24 protein-coding genes are annotated in these 23,581 nt (G+C 61.7%); 7 read left to right on the forward strand and 17 right to left on the reverse strand.

Annotation, left to right across the window (positions count from 1 at the left end; all coding sequences use genetic code 11):
- Window positions 1–173: 173 nt before the first annotated feature.
- Together GFM02_RS27490 and GFM02_RS27495 are read right to left on the reverse strand one after the other, a co-directional pair.
- A complete protein-coding gene (locus GFM02_RS27490) occupies window positions 174–872 on the reverse strand; it encodes a ribonuclease activity regulator RraA (protein WP_168323379.1) in 699 nt (232 codons plus the stop codon).
- A 27-nt stretch (window positions 873–899) separates the two neighbouring features.
- Window positions 900–1,685, reverse strand: a complete 786-nt coding sequence (locus GFM02_RS27495) for an SDR family oxidoreductase (RefSeq protein ID WP_168323380.1) — start codon at window positions 1,683–1,685, stop codon at window positions 900–902.
- Window positions 1,686–1,778: 93 nt separating this feature from the next.
- Here GFM02_RS27495 and GFM02_RS27500 point away from each other — a divergent pair, with 93 nt between their 5' ends.
- Complete coding sequence (locus tag GFM02_RS27500; RefSeq protein ID WP_168323381.1) at window positions 1,779–2,651, forward strand: LysR family transcriptional regulator; 873 nt, start codon at window positions 1,779–1,781, stop codon at window positions 2,649–2,651.
- A 6-nt stretch (window positions 2,652–2,657) separates the two neighbouring features.
- Here GFM02_RS27500 and msrA read toward each other — a convergent pair whose 3' ends face one another.
- Complete coding sequence (msrA, locus tag GFM02_RS27505) at window positions 2,658–3,167, reverse strand: peptide-methionine (S)-S-oxide reductase MsrA (protein ID WP_168323382.1); 510 nt, start codon at window positions 3,165–3,167, stop codon at window positions 2,658–2,660.
- Between the two features lie 187 nt (window positions 3,168–3,354).
- Between msrA and GFM02_RS27510 the strand changes: the two genes are divergently transcribed.
- The 6 genes from GFM02_RS27510 to GFM02_RS27535 all read left to right on the forward strand — a co-directional run bounded on the left by GFM02_RS27510 (window position 3,355) and on the right by GFM02_RS27535 (window position 9,912).
- The gene (locus GFM02_RS27510; protein ID WP_168323383.1) at window positions 3,355–4,500 is read left to right on the forward strand and encodes an extracellular solute-binding protein; all 1,146 of its coding nucleotides are present in this window, start codon (window positions 3,355–3,357) and stop codon (window positions 4,498–4,500) included.
- Window positions 4,500–5,390 (forward strand): ABC transporter permease, encoded by an 891-nt coding sequence (locus GFM02_RS27515; RefSeq protein WP_168323384.1) that lies wholly within the window; start codon window positions 4,500–4,502, stop codon window positions 5,388–5,390. Before GFM02_RS27510 ends, GFM02_RS27515 begins: the two co-directional genes overlap by 1 nt.
- Window positions 5,387–6,214 carry an ABC transporter permease gene (locus GFM02_RS27520; protein ID WP_168323385.1) on the forward strand — a complete coding sequence of 276 codons (828 nt, stop codon included), beginning with the start codon at window positions 5,387–5,389 and terminating at the stop codon, window positions 6,212–6,214. Before GFM02_RS27515 ends, GFM02_RS27520 begins: the two co-directional genes overlap by 4 nt.
- Window positions 6,215–6,239: 25 nt before the next feature.
- Window positions 6,240–7,328: an ABC transporter ATP-binding protein gene (locus GFM02_RS27525; RefSeq protein WP_168323386.1), complete on the forward strand. Its 1,089-nt coding sequence runs from the start codon at window positions 6,240–6,242 to the stop codon at window positions 7,326–7,328.
- 320 nt (window positions 7,329–7,648) lie between these two features.
- Complete coding sequence (locus tag GFM02_RS27530) at window positions 7,649–9,439, forward strand: methyl-accepting chemotaxis protein (protein WP_168323387.1); 1,791 nt, start codon at window positions 7,649–7,651, stop codon at window positions 9,437–9,439.
- On the forward strand, window positions 9,439–9,912 hold the full coding sequence (locus GFM02_RS27535) for a chemotaxis protein CheW (RefSeq protein ID WP_017969197.1): 474 nt from the start codon (window positions 9,439–9,441) through the stop codon (window positions 9,910–9,912). Before GFM02_RS27530 ends, GFM02_RS27535 begins: the two co-directional genes overlap by 1 nt.
- 264 nt (window positions 9,913–10,176) lie before the next feature.
- On the opposite strand, the gene GFM02_RS27540 is transcribed toward GFM02_RS27535, so the two are convergent.
- The 14 genes from GFM02_RS27540 to GFM02_RS27605 form a co-directional block, all read right to left on the reverse strand.
- Window positions 10,177–11,010, reverse strand: coding sequence for an inositol monophosphatase family protein (locus GFM02_RS27540; protein WP_168323388.1), 834 nt, complete (start codon window positions 11,008–11,010; stop codon window positions 10,177–10,179).
- Between the two features lie 104 nt (window positions 11,011–11,114).
- Entirely contained in the window at window positions 11,115–12,008 is an 894-nt protein-coding gene (locus GFM02_RS27545; protein ID WP_168323389.1) for a ribokinase, read from the reverse strand.
- Window positions 12,009–12,132: 124 nt separating this feature from the next.
- The gene (locus GFM02_RS27550) at window positions 12,133–12,780 is read right to left on the reverse strand and encodes a TenA family protein (RefSeq protein WP_168323390.1); all 648 of its coding nucleotides are present in this window, start codon (window positions 12,778–12,780) and stop codon (window positions 12,133–12,135) included.
- A gap of 2 nt (window positions 12,781–12,782) precedes the next feature.
- The gene (locus tag GFM02_RS27555) at window positions 12,783–13,625 is read right to left on the reverse strand and encodes a BtpA/SgcQ family protein (RefSeq protein WP_168323391.1); all 843 of its coding nucleotides are present in this window, start codon (window positions 13,623–13,625) and stop codon (window positions 12,783–12,785) included.
- A gap of 35 nt (window positions 13,626–13,660) precedes the next feature.
- Window positions 13,661–14,434 (reverse strand): glutamine amidotransferase, encoded by a 774-nt coding sequence (locus tag GFM02_RS27560; RefSeq protein WP_168323392.1) that lies wholly within the window; start codon window positions 14,432–14,434, stop codon window positions 13,661–13,663.
- 116 nt (window positions 14,435–14,550) lie between these two features.
- Window positions 14,551–15,630, reverse strand: coding sequence for a phosphotriesterase family protein (locus tag GFM02_RS27565; RefSeq protein WP_168323393.1), 1,080 nt, complete (start codon window positions 15,628–15,630; stop codon window positions 14,551–14,553).
- Between the two features lie 4 nt (window positions 15,631–15,634).
- Window positions 15,635–16,639 (reverse strand): ABC transporter permease, encoded by a 1,005-nt coding sequence (locus GFM02_RS27570; protein WP_168323394.1) that lies wholly within the window; start codon window positions 16,637–16,639, stop codon window positions 15,635–15,637.
- Window positions 16,636–17,457 (reverse strand): ATP-binding cassette domain-containing protein, encoded by an 822-nt coding sequence (locus GFM02_RS27575; protein ID WP_168323395.1) that lies wholly within the window; start codon window positions 17,455–17,457, stop codon window positions 16,636–16,638. Before GFM02_RS27575 ends, GFM02_RS27570 begins: the two co-directional genes overlap by 4 nt.
- Window positions 17,454–18,407, reverse strand: coding sequence for an ABC transporter substrate-binding protein (locus tag GFM02_RS27580; RefSeq protein WP_168323396.1), 954 nt, complete (start codon window positions 18,405–18,407; stop codon window positions 17,454–17,456). Before GFM02_RS27580 ends, GFM02_RS27575 begins: the two co-directional genes overlap by 4 nt.
- A gap of 38 nt (window positions 18,408–18,445) precedes the next feature.
- Window positions 18,446–19,468 (reverse strand): LacI family DNA-binding transcriptional regulator, encoded by a 1,023-nt coding sequence (locus tag GFM02_RS27585; RefSeq protein WP_168323397.1) that lies wholly within the window; start codon window positions 19,466–19,468, stop codon window positions 18,446–18,448.
- A gap of 133 nt (window positions 19,469–19,601) precedes the next feature.
- A complete protein-coding gene (locus GFM02_RS27590) occupies window positions 19,602–20,471 on the reverse strand; it encodes an ABC transporter permease (protein WP_168323398.1) in 870 nt (289 codons plus the stop codon).
- An 11-nt stretch (window positions 20,472–20,482) separates the two neighbouring features.
- A complete protein-coding gene (locus GFM02_RS27595) occupies window positions 20,483–21,412 on the reverse strand; it encodes an ABC transporter permease (RefSeq protein WP_168323399.1) in 930 nt (309 codons plus the stop codon).
- 3 nt (window positions 21,413–21,415) lie between these two features.
- The gene (locus GFM02_RS27600) at window positions 21,416–22,417 is read right to left on the reverse strand and encodes an ABC transporter ATP-binding protein (protein WP_168323400.1); all 1,002 of its coding nucleotides are present in this window, start codon (window positions 22,415–22,417) and stop codon (window positions 21,416–21,418) included.
- Window positions 22,408–23,415: an ABC transporter ATP-binding protein gene (locus tag GFM02_RS27605; RefSeq protein WP_168323401.1), complete on the reverse strand. Its 1,008-nt coding sequence runs from the start codon at window positions 23,413–23,415 to the stop codon at window positions 22,408–22,410. The genes GFM02_RS27600 and GFM02_RS27605 overlap by 10 nt, the downstream gene beginning before the upstream one ends.
- Between the last annotated feature and the right edge of the window lie 166 nt (window positions 23,416–23,581).

Raw genomic sequence — 23,581 nt, forward strand, 5'->3', positions numbered from 1 at the left:
CTGGTGCGCGCTAACCTCATGCACCGCAAAAGGATCGACCGCCTGCTAAAACCAAGCCACAGTCCCCCCGGAAATCTCGGCCAAATGAGCCTCCAATGGTGACAAAATTTAAACCGGACAGCAGTGGCACAAGGCCGAGGATGACGCCGAGTAAAGAACGCCCTCGCCGGAGCCTACTTCTTCGAAGCCTCGTAGAGCGCCTTGGTCTCGGCGTTCATCGGGTACAGGCCGGGCAGCGACACGCCTTCATCGATCCTGGTCATGATCCAGGCTTCCATGCGCTCCTGTTCCGGCGCTTCCGCCAGCACCGCCTCGAGCAGATCGGCCGGGATCAGCACCGCGCCGTCCTGGTCGGCGACGATGATGTCGTCAGGAAAGACCGCAACGCCGCCGCAGCCGATCGGCTGCTGCCAGGCGACGAAAGTGAGGCCGGCGACCGAAGGGGGCGCCGAGACGCCGCGGCACCAGACCGGCAGGTTGGTGTCGAGCACACCGGCAAGGTCGCGCACGACGCCGTCGGTGACAAGGGCTGCGACACCCCTCTTCTGCATGCGGGCGCAGAGGATATCGCCGAAGATGCCGGCATCGGTAACGCCCATTGCATCGACGACGGCGACACAGCCTTCCGGCATCGCCTCGATCGCGGCGCGCGTCGAGATCGGCGAGGCCCAGGATGCCGGCGTTGCCAGATCTTCGCGAGCCGGAACGAAGCGCAGGGTGAAGGCCGGGCCGACGATGCGCGGCTGGCCGGGCTTCAGCGGAACGGCGCCGCGGATCCAGACGTTCCGCAGGCCCTTCTTCAGAAGAACGGTCGTCAGGGTCGCCGTCGAGACGGTCCTGAGGGTTTCTATCGCTTCAGCGCTGAGGGCCATCGGCTATCGGTTCCAATTCGGTTTCTGTCAGATGCTCTGGATCATGCCGCCATCGACGCGGATCACCGATCCGGTGAGATAGGAGGCAGGTTCGCTTGCCAGGAAGGTGACGACATTGCCATATTCTTCCGGCCGGCCATAGCGGCCGAGCGGAATGCTGCCGGTGCTCTCAGTGACGACGTCATCGATGGAACGGTTCTCGCGCTTGGCCTTCTGTTCGTCGAGGAAGGTGATGCGGCCGGTGGCGATCCGGCCCGGCAGGACGATGTTGACGGTGATGCCGTCGCGCCCGACCTCGCGCGCCAGTGTTTTCGACCAGCCGACCAGCGACAGGCGCAGCGCATTCGAAATGCCGAGATTGGGGATCGGCGCGACCACGCCCGACGAGGTCGAGGTGACGATGCGCCCCCATTTGCGCGCCCGCATCTGAGGCAGCACACGATCGGTAATGGCGATGACCGAGAGCACCATGCTCTGGAAATACTGGTTCCAGAGCGTCGGATCCTGGCCGGAGACAGTGGTCGGCGGGGGGCCGCCGGTATTGTTGACGAGGATATCGACCGGTCCGAACTGGCGCTCGATTGCAGCGACATGGGCATCGATCGAACCGAGATCGGAAAGGTCCCATTGCAGTGTCAGCGCCTTGCCGCCTTCGGATTCGATCGCAGCCGCGGTCTTCTCAGCAGCGGCGAGATCGATATCCGCTGCGGCAATTCTGGCGCCTTCGTGCGCAAGCTTGGCGGCAATCGCGCTGCCCAGTCCGCCGCCGGCGCCAAGCACCAGGGCCGTCTTGTCCTTCAGGCCGAAATCCATTTCATCTCCTCATAGGGTCTGGCCATCTTTCGGAGCAATGGATCGTAAATAAAATATGGCTTCTGCTTCTTTCAGGAGATAGAAAAACTATTGATGGACACGCGTTTTCTCGAAACTTACATCGTGGTTGCCGAGCGGCACTCGCTGGCGGAGGCGGCCCAGCGGCTGAACCTCACGCCTGCGGCTGTGGCCCAACGCATCCGCGCTTTGGAGGCCGAGCTCGGCGTGCGGCTGCTGGTGCGCTCCGGCCGTGTGATGCGGCCGACTGAGGCGGGTTTTGCCATTCTTGAACGCTGCAGGGATCTGGTGCGCGATACACGCGATCTGAAGGCGATGGCCGGCACCGCGACGATTTCGGGCGAGATGCGGATCGGGGCGATCAATACGGCGCTGACCGGCCTCGTTCCCGGCATTCTCTACCGCCTTGCGCAGGATTATCCGCTGATCGAGATCTTCCTCAAGCCGGGCGCGTCGATGGATCTCTATGCCGAGGTCCTGAACGGCACGCTGGACGCGGCCTTCATCATCGAACCGCGATTTCCGATGCAGAAGACGCTGACCTTCGACAAGCTGCGCCAAGAGCCCCTCGTGCTGATCGCCCCGCGGGACTGTGAGGGGGCGGATCCGCTCGAACTGCTGCAGACCCTGCCCTTCATCCGCTACGACCGTAACCAGTGGGGTGGTCACATTGCCGACGAATATCTGCGCGAGATCGGCATCCGCCCGGTCGAGCGTTATGAACTCGACGCGCTGGAGGCGATCGCGGTGATGGTAGATCGCGGTCTCGGGATCTCGATCGTGCCGGATTGGGCGCCGCCCTGGCCGGCGGGATTAGATATCGTCAAGCTGCCCCTGCCCCGCTCGTCCGCTATGCGCACGGTCGGCATCGTGGTGACGCGATCCTCGCCACGGGCAAATCTCGTCGCCGCGCTTCTGGAAACCAGCCGCGCGGCGATGGGGCTCTGATTAATTTCAGGCGATCTTCTGGCGGACCGGCAGTTTCCAGCCGGGCCGGACGAAGTGGCAGGTATAGCCGTTCGGAATCCGCTCCAGATAATCCTGGTGCTCGGGTTCGGCCTCCCAGAAATCGCTAACCGGCACGACTTCGGTGACGACCTTGCCGGGCCACAGGCCTGATGCATCGACATCGGCGATCGTATCCCTGGCGACGCGCTCCTGCTCAGGGGTGACGTAGAAGATCGCCGAGCGGTAGCTCAAGCCAACATCATTACCCTGGCGGTTGCGCGTGCTCGGGTCGTGGATCTGGAAGAAGAATTCGAGGATTTCCCGATAGCTGATCCTTGCGGGGTCGAAGATGATCTCGATCGCTTCGGCATGGGTTCCGTGGTTGCGGTAGGTAGCATTCGGCACATCGCCGCCGGTGTAGCCGACGCGGGTCGAAATCACGCCCTTATATCGGCGGATGAGGTCCTGCATGCCCCAGAAGCAACCACCGGCGAGGACTACACGTTCTTCGGTCATTGGATATCTCCTTTTCCGCAAGAGATAGTATCTCCTGCCGCCGATTTCCACACCGAGCAATCAGCACAGCTGTGCAATTTCCCTGCCGAGACGCCCGATCCTGTCATGTCGATGTTACGCGCCGGCGCTAGCAAGGCCTTGGACAATCCTGCGGAGGCTGAGCCTCGACACCTGATGGAGACGGGTTATGAATAGACGCGAATTTCTGATCACATCGTCGGCTGCAGCCGGTCTTCTGGCTCTTCCACGTTTCGCATCGGCTGCGGCCGGCACGATCGACCTCTACAGCGGTTCGGATGCCAATATTGTCGACCTCTGGAACAACACTATCCGCCCGGCCTTCGAAAAGGCGCATCCGGGTGTTGCCCTGAAGGTGACCGATGCCGGCGACAATAACGGCTTGCGCGCCATCGCCGACCGTGCGCTCGCCGCGCTAAAGATGAAGACCGATCCGCAGGCCGACCTTTTCGAACAATTCGATCCGCGCCTGCCGTCCGGCGGCATCGATGCCGGGCTCTGGGTGAAGTTCTCCGCCGAGAACATCGAAGGCTACGACCATATCAACCCGCTTGCCTTCGATACCCCTTACTCCCTTCCCTATCGCGGTTCGCAGGTGCTTCTCGCCTACGACACGACCAAGCTCGATCCGAAGGATGCGCCGAAGAGCTGGGATCAGCTCACCGCGTGGATCAAGGCCAATCCGGGCCAGTTCATCTACAACAGACCCGACAAGGGCGGTTCGGGCGGCAATTTCGTCCGCCGCGCGATCCATGAGGCCAACGGCCGCGATCCGAAGAAGTTCAAGGTCGACAATTTCAGCTCCGACTTCGCCACCGAGGCGCTGACGCCGGCCTGGAAGATCCTCAACGATCTTGCGCCTGCGCTCTACGACAAGGGCGCCTATACATCAGGCAACACCCAGTCGATCCAGCTGCTCGCCCAGGGCGTCGTCACCATGGTGCCGGTCTGGTCGGACCAGGTGCTGCAGGCGATTTCCCAGGGTGTGCTGCCTGATACGACCGGCCTTGTGCAGCTTAGCGATCTCGCCCTTTGCGGCGGCTTCTCCAGCATCACCGTGTTCTCGAACGGCGCCAACAAGGATGCGGCGCTGAAGCTTGCCGCATTCATGCTGACGAAGGAAATGCAGGAAGCGATCATCACCAATATCGGCGGCTTCCCTGCCGTCTCCTGGGATCACATCTCCGACGATCTCCGCAAGAAATATGCCGACGTCATTCCGTCGACCATTCCAACCTTCCCGGGCGGCGATTGGGAAAAGGCGATCGCCGACGGCTGGTACCGCAACGTCGCGCCAAGCATCAGCCGCACCTGATGTCCACTGACACTGCGCCGGCGGTTTTGCGCCGTCACCGGTCCATCAACAGGCGGAGTTCTATCGGGCTTCTCCTCGTTGCACTGCCGGTCCTCCTGCTCGCATGGCTGATCGTCTTTCCGATCTTTTCGGCAGTCGTCGGCACGATCTTCGTGCAGGGCCCCGACGGCGCGACGGAATTCTCGCTTGCCTCCTATCGCTTCTTCTTCACCGATGGCTACAGCCTCGGCAATCTGTGGCTGACACTCTGGACCACCGCCGTCTGCGGCATTCTGCTTCTGGCGATCGGCCTTCCGATCGCGCTTTACCTCCGGTTCTCGCAAGGCCGCCTCGCCGCCTATGTGCAGGCTCTTGCGATCTTCCCGATGTTCGTACCGTCGATTATCCTTGCCTATGCGCTGATCAGGACGATCGGGCCGAACGGCACCGTCGACCTGCTGCTGAATGCGGTCAGCCTGCCGAAGCTGCGCACGCCCTATCTGACGCCGTGGGGACCGGTCATCGGCCTCGTCTGGGACAATCTTCCCCTGACGGTGCTGATGTTGACGGCGGGGCTTTCCTCCGTTTCGAACAGCGCTATCGAGGCCGCCCGCGATGTCGGCGCAGGGCCGCTCCGGGTGTTCATCTCGATCATTCTGCCGCGCATGGGCAATTCCCTGCTGGTCACCGCGTCCTTTGCCGTGCTCGGCATCTTCTCCGCCTTCACCCTGCCCTATGTGCTGGGCTCGGCATCGCCGGAGATGATGGGGCCGTTCATGCAGCGCACCTTCGCCGACATGAACGACCCGCTGAACGCCATGACCCAGGCCGTCATCACATTCGGCTTCTGCCTGGTCTTCGGTATCTTCTACATCAGGTCGATCGCCCGCAACCGCGAGGCCCAGCCATGAGTGCCGGCAGATCGGGAACGGGTCTTCGCTTCGACTGGATCGGCGTGCTCTTCGCGTGCCTGCTGACGCTGTTCATCGCGCTGCCACTGATCGTCGTCGGAACATGGGCTTTCACCGAGGTCTGGCGTTATCCATCGGTGATCCCGCAGCAGTTCGGCCTGCGCTTCTGGGGCCAGACGCTGGCGCGCCCGGATGTCTGGGACGCTCTCTTCCTCAGCCTGCGGCTGACGACGACGGTGACTATTCTTTCCGCCGTGATCTGCCTTCCCGCCGCTTATGCTTTCGCGCGCATGCGTTTTCCCGGCAGGAACATCCTGTTCCTGTCGTTCCTCGCATCGCATGCCTTCCCGAAATTCGGCCTGCTCGTTGCCATTGCCGGTATCTTCCTGCAGCTCGGCCTGATCAGCACTTTCTGGGGCGTCGTGCTGATCCAGCTTGTCGGCACGCTGATGCTGATGATCTGGATTCCGGTCGCAGCCTTCCAGAATGTCGACCGGCGCATGGAAGAGGCGGCGCGCGATGCGGGCGCCACGCCGCTGCGTGTCTTCTGGTCGATCACCCTGCCGCAGGCCGGACCGACGATATCAGCCGCACTGCTTTTGACCTTCGTCGGCACCTTCTACGAGACCGAAGGCGCCTGGCTGATCGGCGCGCCTCAGGTTCGCACCATGCCGGTGCTGATGATCAGCTTCATCAACAATCAGATCGTCGTGCAATACGGCGCGGTACTGTCAGTCATGCTGTGGGTGCCGTCCTTCATCGCGTTGATGTTTGCACGCCGGGTGATCGGCACCGGCGCATTCGCACGAGGCTTCGGCGCGTGAGGTTAATTCAGGGAAGGGTTTGAGAATGGCACATCTTTCGATCGAAGGCGTTTCGAAGCTGTTCGGGACGACCTTTGCCGTTCGCGACTTCTCGCTCGAAGTGGGCGACGGCGAGCTCGTCTGCCTGCTCGGCCCATCCGGTTCCGGCAAGTCGACGCTTCTCCGGATGATCGGCGGCTTCGAGCGCCCGAGCGGCGGAACGATCCGCATCGACGCGAAGGATGTGACGACGCTGCCGCCCGAGCGGCGCCCGACCGGCATGGTATTCCAGAGCCATGCGCTCTGGACGCACATGGATGTCTTCAACAACATCGCCTTCGGTCTGAAGCTCCGCCGGCTGCCGAAAGCGGAGATTCGCCAGCGTGTCGAGGATGCTTTGACCCTGGTCGGCCTCGCTGATTACGGGCGTCGGATGACGTCTCAGCTCTCCGGCGGTCAGCAGCAGCGCGTCGCGCTTGCCCGCTCGCTCGTGCTCGAGCCGAAGATCCTTCTGCTCGACGAGCCTTTCGCCAGCCTTGACCAGCATCTGCGCGAAAGGCTGCGGGATGAAGTGCGCGATATCCAGCAACGCCTCGGCATCACCACGCTCTTCGTCACCCATGGCCAGGACGAGGCCTTAGCGCTCGCCGACCGCATCGTCGTCATGCGCGACGGAGGCACCGAACAGATTGCGCCGCCGAGCACCATTTACCGGCAGCCACAGACCGCCTTCGTCGCCGGTTTCATCGGCTCGATGAATTTTGTTCAGAGTCATACCAGGAACGGCGTCTGCGAGCATCCGCTGTTCCCGCTTGCGGTTCCCGTCGAGGATGGGCCGGTGACGCTGGCCGCCCGCCCGGAAGCACTGACGATCCGTTCCTCGGACCGGGTCGATGCCGCCACAGTCCATCGCATCGTCGATTTCGGCACCCACAAGATGGTCGATGTCGATCTTGCCGACGGCACCCGTCTGAAGGCGATGGTGGCGCCGGACGATCGGATCCGGGCCGGGATGAGGGTCGAGCCGTGCTTCTCCCGCTTTTTTATCTTCCGTCACAACGAGCTTGTCCATTCCGAGTTGCAGATCCTGCCGCAGTACCCCGGTGAGCGAATCAAGTCGAATACATGCCTTTGATTCGGCATGAGCGGCACTTCAAGCTGTTGACTGTGCCGGCTCGCGCCGTGTGATCTGATACCAGGTCGGTGTTTCGAACTAAAGTTAAAGTTTATTCTGCGTTTTCCATGGGCTTTTTATGTATCCGTGGTTGTGCGGGGCGACCGCCATTTTGATTATCTGAAACAATTCAAACAGAAATGCGCGAATTTTACGCGAATGCATTAGTACATTTACATATTATAAATGTCTTCATTTAAGAATTGGCCCTATCAAAAGTGATGGTATTTGATGGCTTCCCGCCTGCGATAATTGGCCATTGTGAAACTATGGAGGAATGAATGTTGGGATTTGGCGCAGGCGCCGATGCAAGGGCCGTTCTCGAAGCGATGAGCAAGTCTCAGGCGATCATCGAGTTCAAGCTGGACGGTACAATCATCACCGCGAACGAAAACTTTTGCCGGGCGCTCGGTTATCAGCTTTCCGAGATCGTCGGTCAACATCATCGCCTCTTTGTCGATCCGGCTGAGGCAGCCAGCTCCGACTACAAAGACTTCTGGGCAAAACTAGCGCGCGGCCAGTTCGATCAACGGCAATATAAGCGCATCGGCAAGGGCGGCACGGAGGTCTGGATCGAGGCCTCCTACAACCCGGTCTCTAGCGGAGGCAAGCCGTATAAGGTCGTCAAATTCGCGACCGATATCACCGCGCAGAAGCTCAAGGCGGCCGAAGATAGCGGTAAGCTGAACGCCATCTCGCGCGCCCAGGCAGTCATCGAGTTCACTCCGAAAGGCGATATTCTCACCGCAAATGAGAATTTCCTGACGACACTCGGCTACGAGCTGGCGGAAATCCAGGGCAAACATCACTCGATGTTCTGTGAGCCAAGCTATAGCAACAGTGAAGATTATCGTCGGTTCTGGACGAAGCTTGCCGCGGGAGAATTTGTTGCGGATGAGTTCTTGCGCATCGGCAAGGGCGGCAAGAAGGTCCATATCCAGGCATCATACAATCCGATCTTCGACATGAGCGGCAAGGTGTTCAAGGTCGTCAAATTTGCGACCGATGTCACCACGCGTGTCGGAAATGTCGACCAGCTCGCGGGAGCGCTAAAGGCTTTGTCGGAGGGCGATCTGATGCAGACCATCGCCATGCCCTTCCTGCCCGCCTTGGAGAAGCTGCGCGCTGATTTTAACGACGCTTCATCGAAGCTTCGCGTTACATTGCAGACAATCTCGCAGAATGCTGGCGCCATCGCTGCGGCATCGCAACAAATACAATCTGCCTCGAACGATCTGTCCAAGCGTACCGAGCAGCAGGCTGCTTCCGTCGAGGAGACGGCCGCTGCGCTGGAGGAGATCACGACCACCGTCGCTGATTCCAGTTCCCGCGCCCAGGAAGCAGGGCAGCTTGTTCGCAAGACCAAGGAGAACGCGGAAAATTCTGGCAACATTGTCAGTCAAGCCGTCGACGCGATGGGCAAGATCGAAAAGTCCGCCAGCGAGATCGCCAACATTATCGGCGTGATCGACGAGATCGCATTCCAGACCAATCTTCTGGCGCTCAATGCCGGTGTTGAAGCGGCCCGGGCCGGCGACGCTGGCAAGGGCTTCGCCGTCGTCGCTCAGGAAGTTCGCGAACTCGCCCAGCGATCGGCCAAGGCGGCAAAGGAGATCAAGGAGCTGATCAACGCCTCGAACGAACACGTCAAAAGCGGTGTCACATTGGTTGGTAACACAGGCAAGGCATTGCAGGAAATCGTGACCCAGGTCGTCCAGGTGAACGGTAATGTCGGCGCCATCGTCGAAGCCTCCAAAGAGCAGGCAACGGGTCTCAAGGAAATCAACACCGCCGTCAATACGATGGACCAGGGCACACAGCAGAATGCCGCCATGGTCGAGGAGACGACGGCCGCGGCGCATAGCCTTGCCAAGGAAGCAGATCAGCTCTTCGATCTCCTCGGTCAGTTCAACATCGGGACAGGTGCCGGCGCACCTCGCGCGGTCCCGGTTGCAGCCGACCGGCATTTGCGGGCTATGCCGTCGCCAGCCCGTCAGATGACGGCCAAGGTTGCCCGAGCATTCAGCGGCAATGCGGCGCTCAAAGGCGGCGACAGCTGGGAGGAGTTTTGATGGCGTCGATATCCAAAAATCGCGATGGACGCACGTCTCTCGAAATCATTGCATTCCAATTACATGGTCAGAGCTTCTGTATCGAAACCACCTCCATTCGAGAGATACGTGGATGGGCGGCTTCGACGCCGATCCCGCACGCGCCGCCGGAAATGGTCGGCATCATTAACTTGCGAGGCGTCGTCATTCCCACCATCGACTTATGTCGCAAGCTGGGGATGCCTTCGTCGGAAGCGACCGAACGCAGCGCAATCGTGGTCGCTGAAGTTCACGGCAAACCGATCGGCCTTATGGTGGATCAGGTCACCGATATGCTTTCGATCAACGCCGATGATCTGCAACAGGCTCCAGAGATTGTCAGTTCGCCGGACCGCTCATACTGTGAAGGAATTATCACTCACCAGTCTGGGATGATTTGCTTCCTCAGCTTGACCAGGATGTTCGCTGACGATGACGAAGCATTGGCCGCTTAGATGCTGATGATTTTAGGCCGGCTCGGCCTAAAATCTGAATCAGCATCTAAATCAAATAAATAGAGCATGATGTCGTCCGAAAACCGCGCACACTTTTCGGCATCATGCTCGAGTCGTCCGGGTTCAGAGTTGAAATCAAAGGGTACAGCATGATGTCATCCGAAATCCGCCCATAGGCATCGTCCTCTAGTACGGCGCCAACACAGTTGTCGGCGCGGCATTCGCCTATGCGAAACCGAGATAATTGCGCCGGAATACATCGGTTCACGTCCTGATCTGGAAGCCTTCCAGCAGCCAGGGATGCAGCGCCTTGCTGGCAGCCAGGATGTCGCTCTTTCCGACAACCTTAGCGCCGGAAAAACGGGTGACGATGCCGCCCGCCTCTTCGACCATCAGCGCCGAGGCGCCGAAATCATGGATCGCGAGCCCGTCCTCGAAGAATCCATCCAGCCGGCCGCAGGCGACATAGGCGATCGACAGGGCCGCCGAGCCGAGGCGGCGCACACCCGCCGTATTCGCCATCAGCCGTTTGATGGCCTCGAAATAGGTCTCTTCCGCAACCGCCGTGACCTGGCCGGGGATCGGCAGCCCGGCGCCGACGAGCACATTTTCGATGTCGTCGACATCGGCGCAGCGGATACGCTCGCCGTTGAGATAGGCGCCGCCGCCGATCTCGGCGCTGAACAGCTCGTCCTGCATGGCGTCATAGACGACACCCATGACGAGCCTGCCGCCTTCGACGATCGAGATCGTCATGCCGAAATGCGGAACGCCCCAGGCGTAATTGGTCGTGCCGTCGATCGGGTCGATGTAGATAACAGGCGTTTCCGGACCGGCCGTGCGGTTGCCGACGGCTTCCTCGCCCTGGATGGCATAGTCCGGGAAGGCCTTCGCCATCTCGTCGACGATGATCCGCTCGACGGCGACATCGATCTCGGTCTGATAGTCGCGCGGCGCCTTGGTGAGCATTTCCTGGGATGTGCGCCGCCGCAGGGAGCCGCGGGCAGTTTCGCCCGCCTTCAATACCGTTTCGGCAAGCACGACGAGGCGGGACGAGGCGGTCGGGGAAAGACGTGCGGAAATCGGGGAAGATGTCATGAGAAAAGTCCGGATGCTGCTGATATGACGGAGTGAATCGCGAGGAGCCCATCCCTTCGCAGAGGCCGATGATGATTTTATGAAGCGCGCCCATGCCGAGCGGATTATCTCAGGATCGCTTCAAGCTCGGAAATGGTCGGAAACGCCTTTCTCGTTCCATGTCTTGAGACGGTGATGGCCGCGGCTGCAACTGCGTGCTCGATAGCTAACCTGTCCAGCCGCTGTCCGCGCAGCGCGCAGGACGCAAGTGCTGCGGCCATGAAGGTATCGCCTGCGCCCGTTGTATCCACAACATCGCAGACCTGGGCGGGCACTTCGACGCTGTCGTGCCGGTTCACCAGCGTCGCGCCGTCGCCGCCCAGCGTCAGGACGATTTCGCGCAGCCCGCGGCTCAGCAGATATTCGGCAGCATCCCTGCCTGTCGTTCCCGTCAGAGCCTGCGCCTCACCCTTGTTGAGGAAGGCGATGTCGATCAATCCCCAAAGATCGGAGAAATAGGCACGCACCGGCGAGGGATTGAAGGCGGTGACCATGCCGATCGCTCTTGCATGTTCGAGGATGTCGCGCGTCGTCCGGTCGGAGAGGTTGCCTTGTAGTATCATCAGATCGCCGGAACCGGCCGTCGACAGGATCCGCCTGACATGGGACAGGGACAGGCTCTGCGCCGATTCCGTCGTCGTGACGATGGCATTCTCGCCGCCCGGCAGCCGGAAGATGATCGAGACGTCGCTCGATGCATCTTCCATTTCGATCAGTTCGCTCCGAAGCGGCTCGTCCGCGAGGTAGTGGCGTATCGTATCGGCCCTCGCATCCCTGCCGACAGGCGCCACCAGCGTTGTCGGAACGCCGCAGCGAGCCATGACGACCGCCTGGTTCGTGCCCTTGCCGCCGAGATCGCTGCCCCCGGCATTGCCCAGGATGGAGGCGCCGATGAAGGGAAGTTCGGAAACGGCGATGGTTTCGTCGATGGCGACGTTACCGATTATGTAGGCGCGCATGCATCCGCTTTCGCAAGGTGAGGCTTAGAACGGATCAGCTTTTCATGAAAGCGCAGAACCGTTCTAACCTTTTGTTTTTACGCAATTTCCGGCAAAACCGCTTCGCGCTTTGCCTGGGATTGCTCTAGAGGTAAGGCGCATCGTGGAAATCGATCTCGAGTTGCATCGTCCTGCCGAAGATCGCGCTGAGCCGCGCTTTTTCATCCTCTTCCAGCGTTTCTCCTGTCATGTCGAGTTCATTCTTCAGCCATTGCGCCTGGGCGGCGAAATTCGGATCGACGTGCATGTCGACCCATTCCTTCAGCAGCGGATCGCTGATTGGATGGGTCGCCGCTTCCTTCGACCAGGTCCAATACATCCACTCGGCCGCAAACATCGCCGCGACCGTATCGAGGAAGCCGCCCTGGCGGGCAATCTCCAACATGCCGGTGCGAAAGGCCTCGACCTCGGCCATGCCGGTGTCGAAGGACGAGGGATCGATGCCGCGGCTGGCGAAGGTGCGCTCGAAATAGGCGATTTGTTCGTTGGCAAGCGCGTCGAGAACCACGATCAGCCAGCGCTTCTGCGTCATCGTCCTGGCGGTCGCCGCCGCATAGGCAAAGATCGAGATGGCACTGTCGACGAAGGCGCTTTCATAGACGAGATAACGCTCGAAAGCCTCCTTGCTCAGCCTGTCGTTCTTGACATCCTCGACGAAGCGGTGGCCAAGCATCGTCCGGAAGACAGCATCGTTCTCGCGCAGGATGCGGGCCGAAAGGCTCTCTGCCGCCATGCTCAGCCCTCCAACCCTGGTTCGGCCGCCGCCCGGAAGGCGCGCACCCGCTCGACGTCGACCGGGTTCCACCAGACGCCGCCGTGCTTCAACGAAGACGCAACGATGACGCCGTTGGTGCGGCTCAGAATATCGACGATATTGTCCTTGTTGACGCCGGAGCCGACGAGCAGCGGCAGGTGTGTCGCCGCACCGATCTCCTCGATTTCCTCCATCGTTGCCGAATTGCCGGTTCGCTGGCCGGTGGCGATGACGCCGTCGGCATCGAAGAAGGCGAGGTCGCGCGTCAGCTCCCGGATCGAGCGGTCGGCGACGATGGCGTGGCTGCCATGTTTGACGTGGCTGTCGGCAAAGACCTTGATGTGCTCGGCCCGGAGCAGCGAGCGGTAGCGCATGGCTTCGGCCGCTCTGCCCTCCATGAAACCTTCATTGGCGACATAGGCATTGGCCCATTGATTGACGCGGATGAATTTGGCGCCGCCGGCCATGGCAATGGCGAAGGCCGGGATCGGTGCATTGGCCAGCACGTTGACGCCAAGCGGAATGCCGGCCGCGCGCGCGATCCGGTCGGTGACGACGGACATGAAGCCTGTCGTCTCGGGGCCGATATCCTCGGGCTTCGAAAACGGTAGATCGCCGTGATTTTCGATGATCAGCCCATGCAGGCCGCCTTCCACGCAGGCTTCGGCGTCGCGCATGCACGCGTCGTAAATCGCATCCATCGCCGCCCCCCGGTAGCGCGGCGCGCCCGGAAAGGCCGGGCAATGGATCATGCCGATCAGAACCTTGTCCCTGCCGAAGATATCCCTGATGGCGTTGGACGGCCTGTCCGAAATTTCCTGCATGTTATTCCCTTTCGAATTCCTGCCCGGCGCTGACATCACGCCTGCTTTTCGGTGAGCCAGCCGAGGATGTTCTTCCAGAGCCGGCCGTAGCCTTCCCATTGGCAGAAAGCGGGCGAGAGCCAGTGCGGGCCGATATCCGACGTCCAGGCCGCCGTCCGCCCAGTGCCATGTCTGCCGACGACGAGCAGCGGATGGCCGCCCTGATCCTCGGGTAGGCGTGCAACGATCTCGACATCGGCGCGGTCGCGCACTTCGACCTCGTTGACGCCGAGAAGCACCGGCCAGGCGCCTTCAAGACCCCGCATCGTCGGATGCTCCGGCTTCACCACCTCGGCAACCGTGCCCTCGGGAATCTCGACGCGGTCGTCATAGGGCAGGCAGGTGACGGGCAGCGTGTCTTCGACTGGGGTGCGCCGCCAGCGCGCCTTGCCGTCGATACCCTGGAAGGAGAAATAGCCGCCGACCATCAGCAGGCCTCCGCCCTTCTCCACCCAGGCCTTCAGAAGCTTCAGCCGGTTTGGCACCGTGCGCGAATGCAGCCACACATCCGGCGGCAGCAGCAGCGAATTGGCGCCGATGTCGGAGAGAATGATGGCGTCGTAGGCGTCGAGCCCTGCCATATCGAAGGGAAACTTCTCCACCGCCTCATGCGCCGGCATATAGGTGAGCTCGAAGGCGCTGCCGGCGAGCGCCTTGACCAGCGGTTCGGCGCCGAGATGAAAGGTGACGCTGCCGAACTGATCGAAGCCTTTGTAATGCGTGGCGGAGCTGACCCAGCTCTCGCCGACAAGGAGGATTTTTTTGGTCATGGTCTACGTTTACCTGTGATCGATTGAATGGATGGAGCTAAAGCATGTCGCGCAAAAGTGTGCAGCGGTTTTGCGATAACGACATGCGTAAAACGAGATCTAAAGCGCGACGCGCTTTAGCCCCCGGCGTCAAAGACGCGGCGCGGATTGCCGCGCATCATCTCGTCGAGAACCGTCCTGTCGAGGCCGTGCCGCTGAAGACGGGGGAGGAAGTGGCGGAGGATATAGGCGTAGCCGTTGCCGCCGTAATGCGTCAGCATCATCTTCAGAAACACATCGTGCGACAGGAGAATCCGACCGAGATAACCGGCCTCGACGAGACGAACGATCGCACGCGCCGCCTCCTCGTCGCTCGGGCACTGCACCTGCTGGTCGGCATAGAAGAAATCCATGCCGATCATGTCATATTCAATAAAGGCGCCGCGCTCCGCCAACTCGCTCTGATAGGCAATGTCGTCATGCGACGGGTTCATATGGCAAAGCACAGTGTGCCTGAGATCCGCCCCCTCTTCGGCCACTATGTCGAGCACGCGATGGCCGAGACGAAACCAACCCGGCAGATGCACCATCAGCGGAAGCCCGGTCGACACTTGCGCCCGGGCAGCGCCGCGCAGCGATTTTTCTTCCTCGGCGGTGAAATCGGAGGAGACGCCGATCTCGCCGATCAGGCCGATCCTGACGCCGGTGCCGTCGACTCCCTCCCTCGCCTCGCGGACGATTTCGCCCGCGATGTCATCGACGCTCATCGCCGCGACGCCTTCCGGATGTGAGGAGCCGAGGTAATAACCCGCCCCCATCACGATATTGAGGCCTGACGCTTCGGAGATGCGTTTCAGCGCCAGCGGATCGCGCCCAATGCCCTTGCAGGTCGGCTCCACCACCGTGCGCCCGCCCGCCGTGGCGAAATCCCTGAGTTCGGCCACCGCCAGATGTTCGTCGTCGAGCGTGATATTGTGCTTGTTGACGAAGGGGTCCTGCCGGAGTTCGCCGAGGATCTCCATGCAGACGAAGCTTTCGGCGAGATATTGCCGTTCCGGCGTCTTCGGCGCATGCCACCAGCAGCGGCAGTCGTTGAGGATATGCTCGTGCATCAGCGTCACGCCGAGCGCATCCGCCGAAATCGGACCAGTGACGCTCATCACCTTGCCGGATCGGACATGCGCTTCGGACAGGCTTTCTGCTGTCTGTTCGCTCATCGCCTCATCCTTTCCTGCCCAGCCGGAAATGGAAATTGGCCGTAAAGATGCGCGTGTTCAGCCAGATGGCGACGAGAATGATGGCGCCGGTGACGATCTGGGTGAAGAACGGCGATATGTGCATCAGGATCAGGCCGTTGCCGATGACGGCGATGGTCAGCGTGCCGAGTACGGTGCCGAGGATGGTGCCGCGTCCGCCCATCAGCGACGTTCCGCCGAGCACCACGGCGGCGATTACCTGCAGCTCGAAGCCGACGGCGGCATTGGATGAACCGGAACCGAGGCGGGCGGCGATCAGCAGCCCGGCGACCGCGCAGGCGACGCCGGAGATGATATAGACCGAGGCGATGATCCATTTGGCGGGCATGCCGACACGCCGCGCGGCTTCCGCATTGGAGCCGACCGCCACGACCTGACGGCCATATTTGGTCGCGGTGATGATGACATAACCGAGAATGGCGATGATGACGGCGATGATCGCCGGGATCGGGAAGCTCAGGATCTCGCCGCGGCCGAGCGCGAAGAAACCCGGCGCATCCTTGATCGGGATGGAATAGCCCTGGGTCAGATAGAGCGCCAGGCCGCGCAGGATCGAGAGACCGGCGAGCGTGACGATGAAGGCCGGGATGCCCTGATAGGCGGTAAACCAGCCCTGGACCAGCCCCATGAAGCCGCCGAGCACGATCATGCCGATGACCACAGACGGCCAGGGAATACCCATCGCCATGACGATCGCCGCGACCGCGTTGACGAGGGCGACCTGCGAGCCGACCGAAAGATCGATGCCGCCGGTGATGATGACGAAGGTCATGGCGATGGCGACGATCAGGATGGGGGCGGCCTGGCGCACGATGTTCAGGATGTTGCCGAGCGTGAAGAAGGTTTCGCTGCCGATCGAGAAGAAGATCATGCAGGCCAGGAAGAAAATGGCGATCGACAGGACCTGTGCGTGTTCGCCGAAGAAATCGGCGACGCGCGAGCCGTGGCCGCGTTCCGTATAAGCCGTCATTGCCTGGCTCCTTCACCGACGATCAGCCTGACGAGATCTTCGAGATTGGTGCTGCCGATCTGCCGTTCGGCTACCTTCGTGCCCTCGTACATCACCGCGATACGGTCACAGACCCGAAAGAGATCCTGCAGCCGGTGGGTAATGAGGATCACCGAGACCCCGTTTGTCTTGACGCGGTTGATCAGGGCCAGAACCGCCTCGACCTCGGCGACGGCAAGTGCCGACGTCGGCTCGTCCATGATCAGCACCTTCGGCTTGAACGAGGCGGCGCGCGCAATGGCGATCGCCTGGCGCTGCCCGCCGGAGAGCTGGGCGACCTTGCTGGTCAGTCTCGGAATGCGGATCTCAAGCGAATCCAGCATCTTGCGCGCTTCGGTCAGCATCGTCCTGGTGTCGAGAAACGGCCCGCGGCTGAGCTCGCGGCCGAGGAAGAGATTGCCGACGACATCGATATGATCGCAGAGGCTGAGATCCTGGAAGACCATTTCGATGTTACGCCCACGCGCGTCCGCGGGGCCGGAGAAGCGGACCTCCTCACCTTCCATGGTGATCGTGCCGGCATCGGGAATGTAGGTTCCCGAAATAATCTTCGTCAGCGTCGACTTGCCGGCGGCATTGTCGCCGACGAGGCCCAGGCATTCGCCGGGGAAGATGTCGAGATCGACGCCGCGCAGGGCCTGGTGCGAGCCGAACGACTTGCGGATTCCGCGCAGCGAGATGCGCGGGTCGGATCGGGTGCCGCCGGATGTTCCGGTTCCGGAGGGTGCGACCCCTCCGGAACCGGCGGCAGCGATATCATGCTGTCCGCTTTCGATCATTTGAAGACGGCCCGGTATGGCTCGACATTCTCCTTGGTCACGATGGTGATCGGCACCGAGATCGTCTTGGTGACGGCTTCGCCGGCCGAAGCCTTGACGAGCGCGTCGACGGCGGCACCGCCCATTGCGGCCGGATCCTGCTGGACGACGGCGACGACGAAGCCGGCATCGATGCCGGCAATGGCTTCGGCGGTCAGATCCCAGCCGAACACCTTGATCTTATCCTGCTTGCCCTGGCTCTGGACGGCGGCGATCGCCCCCATCAAGGCCGGCTCGCCAGTGGCGTAGATCGCGGTCAGATCGGGATTGGCGGTGATCAGGTTTTCAGCCGCCGCAAGGGCGTTGTCCTGGATGTTCTGCCCGTCGACGACGCCGGCCATTTCAATGCCGTCGATGCCTTTCAGGGTCTTCTCGAAGCCCTCCTGGCGGATGTTCTGGATGAACGAGTTCAGCGCGCCGACAACGCCGAGCTTGGCTTTGCCGCCCATGTTCGCCTTGACGTAGTCGAGGAAGTATTTGCCCATATCGGCGCCGGCCGCGGCATTGTCCACGCCGATCTGCGCCTTCTGCGGGCCATCCGGCAGGATGGCGTCGATGGCGACGACCGGAATGCCGGCATCGGCCGCCTGCTTGACGGCCGGCATGATGCCGTTGACGTCGATCGCCACGACAGCAAGGCCGGAGACCTTTTCCTGCACGTAGGTTTCGATCGCGCTGTTCTGCGCGGTCGTCTCGTTGTTGGCGTTGAAGATCACCAGCTTGACGCCGGCGGCATCGGCCGCCTTCTGGGCGCCCTCATTCATCTGATTGAAGAAAAGCGCCTGCTGGTTGATCTGCACCAGCGCGATGGTCTTCTTTTCCTGTGCCGCAGCGCCGGACAGGCTGATGAAGGTCAATGCCGTAAATCCGGCGGCTGCGATCATCGTTCGTCTTGTCAAATTCAGTGTCATGTTCTCATCCTCTTTTGGTTTTTTGACGTTGCTGATTATTATTTCGCAGGCGACGCAACGGAGTTCCGCACCACGATTTCGACAGGCAGGAGTTCTTCCGAAGCGGATGGTTTCCACTCGTGCCAATTGGTTTCCAGAAGCAGCTCCAGCGACCGTCTTCCGATCTCACGCACCGGCTGACGGATGGCGGTCAGCGGCGGCGCAAAGAGATGAAGCGGACCGACATCGTCGAAGCCGATGACCGAGATGTCAGCAGGGATCGAGACGCCTTGGCTTCTGAAGACCTCGACCAGCCCGATGGCGATCTCGTCGGAGCTGGCAAAGATCGCCGTCGCCTTTCGGTCTCCGGAGAGATAGTCGAGCGCCGCCGCACGGCCGTATTCGATCGTATATTCGCCGGCATATCGATCGGCCCGGGCCTCGTCGCCATGCCGTTCCCTCAGCGCTTTCAACAGGCCGTCATAACGCCTGCGGGCGCTGATCATGCGTTCGTCGCCGCCGATGAAGAGGACATGCCGATGGCCTTGCTCGGCCAGATGCTGGCCGGCGAGATAACCGCCCTGCTCATTGTCGCAGAACAGCTTCGGCGCCTTCGAATCGGGAATGTCCTCGTCGACGATGATGACCTTGCCGCTGCCGTTGATCAGCGCGGCAAGCGCGCCATCATCGGGGTGGTTGGTGACGAAGATCAGGCCGTCGACGTGATTGCGTTCGATCAGCTGCAGATATTCGATCTCGCGCCCCGGCCGGTTCAGAGTGGCGTGCAGGGAGACCGCCAGCTTCTTTTCATCGGCCGCCTGCTCGACGGCGGCGACGAGAGTCGCGAAGAAAGGGTTGGCGATATCGGGCACGACGAGGCCGATCGTGTCCGAGCGCCCCCTGCTTAACCGGCGCGCATGCGGGTTCGGCCGGTAGTTCAGCGTCTTGATCGCATCCTCGATGCGCTTCTTGGTCTGAAAGGGAAGATCGAGGCTGCCGTTGACGAAACGCGACACGGTCGTGACCGACACCCCGGCGGCGGCGGCAACATCCTTCAGGCTTGGTGTCGTTCCCTTGGCCATTGACTGGACCTTTTGTAAAGCGGTTTAGTAAAGCGCTTTACAAGACAATATCGAATGATCGCCGTTGTCAACAGCGATGAACGCACACGATCTGCTTTTTTGCCAGCCGATCGAAGTCTCGACCGGTGGGCCGTCAGGCGATCGTCGGGTCGAGCTTGTCGCGCAGCCAGTCGCCGCTGATGCTGATCGACAGCGTCGTCAGCATGATGACGAAGGACGGCGCCAGCATGATCCAGGGCGCGCGGGTCAGATATTCGCGCCCGTAGCCGACCATGTTGCCGAGGCTGGTCATCGGCGGTTGGACGCCGAGGCCGAGGAAGGAAAGGCTGCTTTCCATCAGGATGATCTCAGGGAAAGTCAGCGTCATCGAGACGATCAGCGTCGAGGCGATGTTCGGCAGGATATGCTTGAGATAGACATGGGCCGGCTTGGCGCCGAGTTGCGTGACGGCGGCGGCATAACCCTGGCCACTGGCGGCGATGGCAAGGCCGCGGGCGATGCGCGCATAACGTTCCCAGCCGTAGAAGCCCATCAGGCAGATAAGCAGCGGCAGCGAACTGCCGAAGAAGGCGAGCACGGCCAGTGCCATGATGAGGAAGGGCATGGCCGCCTGGAAATCGGCAAGCATGACGACGAGCTGCTCGACGACGCCGCGGAAATAAGCGGCGAGAAAGCCGAGCGTCGTGCCGACGAAAGCCGAGATCAGCGTTGCGCCGAAGGCGATCAGCAGCGAGATGCGGATCGACACGATGAGGCGGGAGAGAACATCGCGGCCGAGTTCGTCGGTTCCGAGCCAATGCGCGCCATTGCCGGGCAGTGACAGCCGGTTCTTCAGGTCGAAGGCGGTGATATTGTAGGGCCGGATCCAGTCGGCCGTCAGCGCGATCAGGATCACGACGGCGATCCAGATGAAGCCGATGATCACGAAAACGGGCACGCCGCGCTTCTTCTTCTCGCGCACTTCGTGGATGACGGTCGCCGGTTGAGCAGAGATATTTGTCATGATTCCGCTCCTTAATGCCTTGCCTGATTGCTGCGCAGACGCGGGTCGAGATAGCCGTAAAGGATGTCGACGACGAAATTCGAAAACACCATGGTCGCTGCCACCAATAGCAGGATGCATTGGACGACGGCGAGATCGCGGTTGGAGACGGCGACGACGAGAAGCCGGCCGACGCCCGGCCAGGAGAACAGCGATTCCACCACGACGGCGCCGGCGATCAGCGTGCCGACCATGAAGCCGGCGATCGTCACGATCGGTATCGCAGCATTCGGCAGCGCGTGGCGCCAGACGACGTTTCGCCAGGCAGTGCCCTTGGCGCTGGCCGTACGGATATAGGGCTGGCCAAGCACCTCGATCATTGCGCTTCGGGCAAAGCGGGCAAGAATGCCGGCACCGCCGATACTCATGGTGATGATCGGCAGAATGGCGTGCATCCAGCTGTCCTGGCCGCCCGACGGCAGCAGGCCGAGCGTGACGGAGAAGATCAGCACCAGCACGAGGCCGAGCACGAAGCTCGGCATGGTGAAGCCGACCACCGCGCCCGCCATGACGGCGCGGTCGATCGAGCTGTCGCGATGGAGGGCGGCGTAGACGCCGGCCGGAATGCCGATCACCAGCTTAAGGATGAGGGCCGGTATCGTCAGCTCCAGCGTTGCCGGAATGCGGTCGAGCACGAGCTGGATTGCCGATTGGCCGTCGCGCATCGAGATACCGAGATCACCGCGGGCGATTGCGCCGAAATAGCGCAGATACTGCACCCAGATCGGCTGATCGAGACCCCAGGCGGCACGGAAGGCGCGGATCGCTTCCGGCGGCGCTTCCGGACCCATGATCGTCAGCGCCGGGTCGCCGGAAAGGCGCAGAACGACGAAGGCGAAAGTCACCACCAGCACGATGGTCATCAGCGCGCGGAACGCCCTTATCAGGAAGAAACGGATCATGGCTCAGCTCTCCATGAGCGTTGACGCGGATGCGGGCGTGACGAGGTGGCAAGCAGCTTTTCGACCCGCCTCGATGGTGACGAGTTCAGGCGTCTCGACGCGGCAGCGCTCGACGGCATGGCCGCAGCGGGGATGAAAGGCGCAGCCGGCAGGCCGGGCAGCGGGGTTCGGCGGTTCTCCCTGCAGGATGATACGGTCGCGCAGCGCCGTGCCGGGGACCGGAACGCTGGAGACCAGTGCCTGCGTATAGGGATGCAACGGGCTGCGGAAAATATCCTCCGAGGCTGCTTCCTCGACGATCCGGCCGAGATACATCACCGCGACGCGATCGGCGACGTTGCGCACGACCTTCAGGTCATGGCTGATGAAGGCCATGGCGATGCCGCGCTCTTCCTGCAGGTCGCGCAACAGGTTGATTACCTGCGCCTGGATCGAGACGTCGAGAGCCGAGACCGGCTCGTCGCAGACCAGAAGCTCCGGATTGGTGGCGATAGCGCGTGCAATGACGACGCGCTGGCGCTGACCGCCCGAAAGCTCATGCGGATAACGCTCCGCCTGATCGCGGCGAAGACCGACGGCGACAAGCAGTTCATCGACACGTTCGCGCCGCTCCTCTTCGCTTCCGACGGCATGGATGGCAAGTGGTTCGCCGATCTGAACGCCGATCGAGATGCGCCGGTCAAGGGCTGCCAGCGGATCCTGGAAGACGAGTTGCATGCGCGCCCTCAGGCTACGCCAGCGCGGCGTTCTGAGTGCCGGCATCGCCTCCCCGTCGAAGCGGACGCTGCCTTCTGTCGGAGCTTCGAGCCCGAGCAGCAGCCGGCCCATCGTCGATTTTCCTGAGCCGGATTCACCGACGATGCCGAGCGTCGTCTTCGGCGCGACCGACAGCGAAACGCCGTCGACCGCCCGGACATGGCTCGGCTTTCCGAAGATGCCGCGGCGCATCATATAGGTCTTGACGAGGTCGTTCGCTTCGATCAGCTGAGGTTCGCTCATGCCCATGCCACTCCCTGCTGTGCCTGCATGAGGTTCGGCCTCGATGCGGTGGCGCCGTCACTGAGCGCATGGAAGCAGGCGGTTGCACGGTCATCGTCAACTGCGACGAGCGGTGGCACCTTGTTATGACAGAGTTCCGAGGCATGGCCGCAACGCGGCGCAAAGGCGCAGCCGCCGGGCATCCGGCCGGGCTGCGGCACGGTGCCGGGGATCGGTACCAGCCGGTCGCGGCCGGCATCGATACGCGGAATGGCATCGAAAAGTCCGCGCGTATAGGGATGGCGTGGCGACCGGAACAACGATTCCGTCGGGCATTTCTCGACGATGTTGCCGGCATACATGACGCAGACGCGTTCGCAGATCTGCGACACCGCGCCGAGATCATGACTGATGAAGACGATCGCCATGCCGGTTTCCTCGCGGATCGAAATCAGGAGATCGAGGATCTGCGCCTGGATCGTCGCGTCCAGCGCCGTCGTCGGCTCATCGGCGATCAGCAGGTCAGGATTGCCGGCGAGCGCCATGGCGATCATCAACCGCTGGTTCTGGCCACCGGAAAATTCATGCGGAAAATTGTCGAAACGGCGCACGGCGTCGGGAATGCCGACCATTTCCATCAGGCGGACTGCCTCGCTGCGGGCGGCCCCGCCGGTCAGGCCGCGGTGCAGTTCGACGGCTTCGGCGATCTGGCGGCCGGCGCGGATGACGGGGTTGAGCGAGCTCGACGGATCCTGGAAGATCATGGCGATGCGGCCGCCGCGAATGCTTTCGAGCTTCGTGCGCGACGCGCCGATCAGCTGATCGCTGCCGAGACGCACGCTGCCTGAGACGGAAGCCTTTCCAGGCAGGAGCCCGAGTGCCGCCAGCCAGGTGACCGACTTGCCGCAGCCGGATTCGCCGACGAGACCCACCGCCTCGCCCTTCTCGATCGCCAGATCGACGCCGTGCAGGACTTCGATACCGCTGAAAGCGACCTTCAAATTGGAAATTTCGACCAATGGCATTTCAGCCTCTCCTTCTTGCATTCCCGCCGTCCGCCAGATCCGAATGAGAGCATGATGTCGTCCGAAAACCGCTCACACTTTTCGGCATCATGCCCGTGCCTGTCGGGCTTGCCTGGTTTCCGGATAGCCGGTGCACCAAATGGCAGCGAGCCGGAGTTTCCCCCGG

Origin of the sequence: Rhizobium leguminosarum bv. viciae (genome assembly GCF_012276115.1) — a bacterium.
In the GTDB taxonomy this organism is placed as follows: domain Bacteria; phylum Pseudomonadota; class Alphaproteobacteria; order Rhizobiales; family Rhizobiaceae; genus Rhizobium; species Rhizobium leguminosarum_T.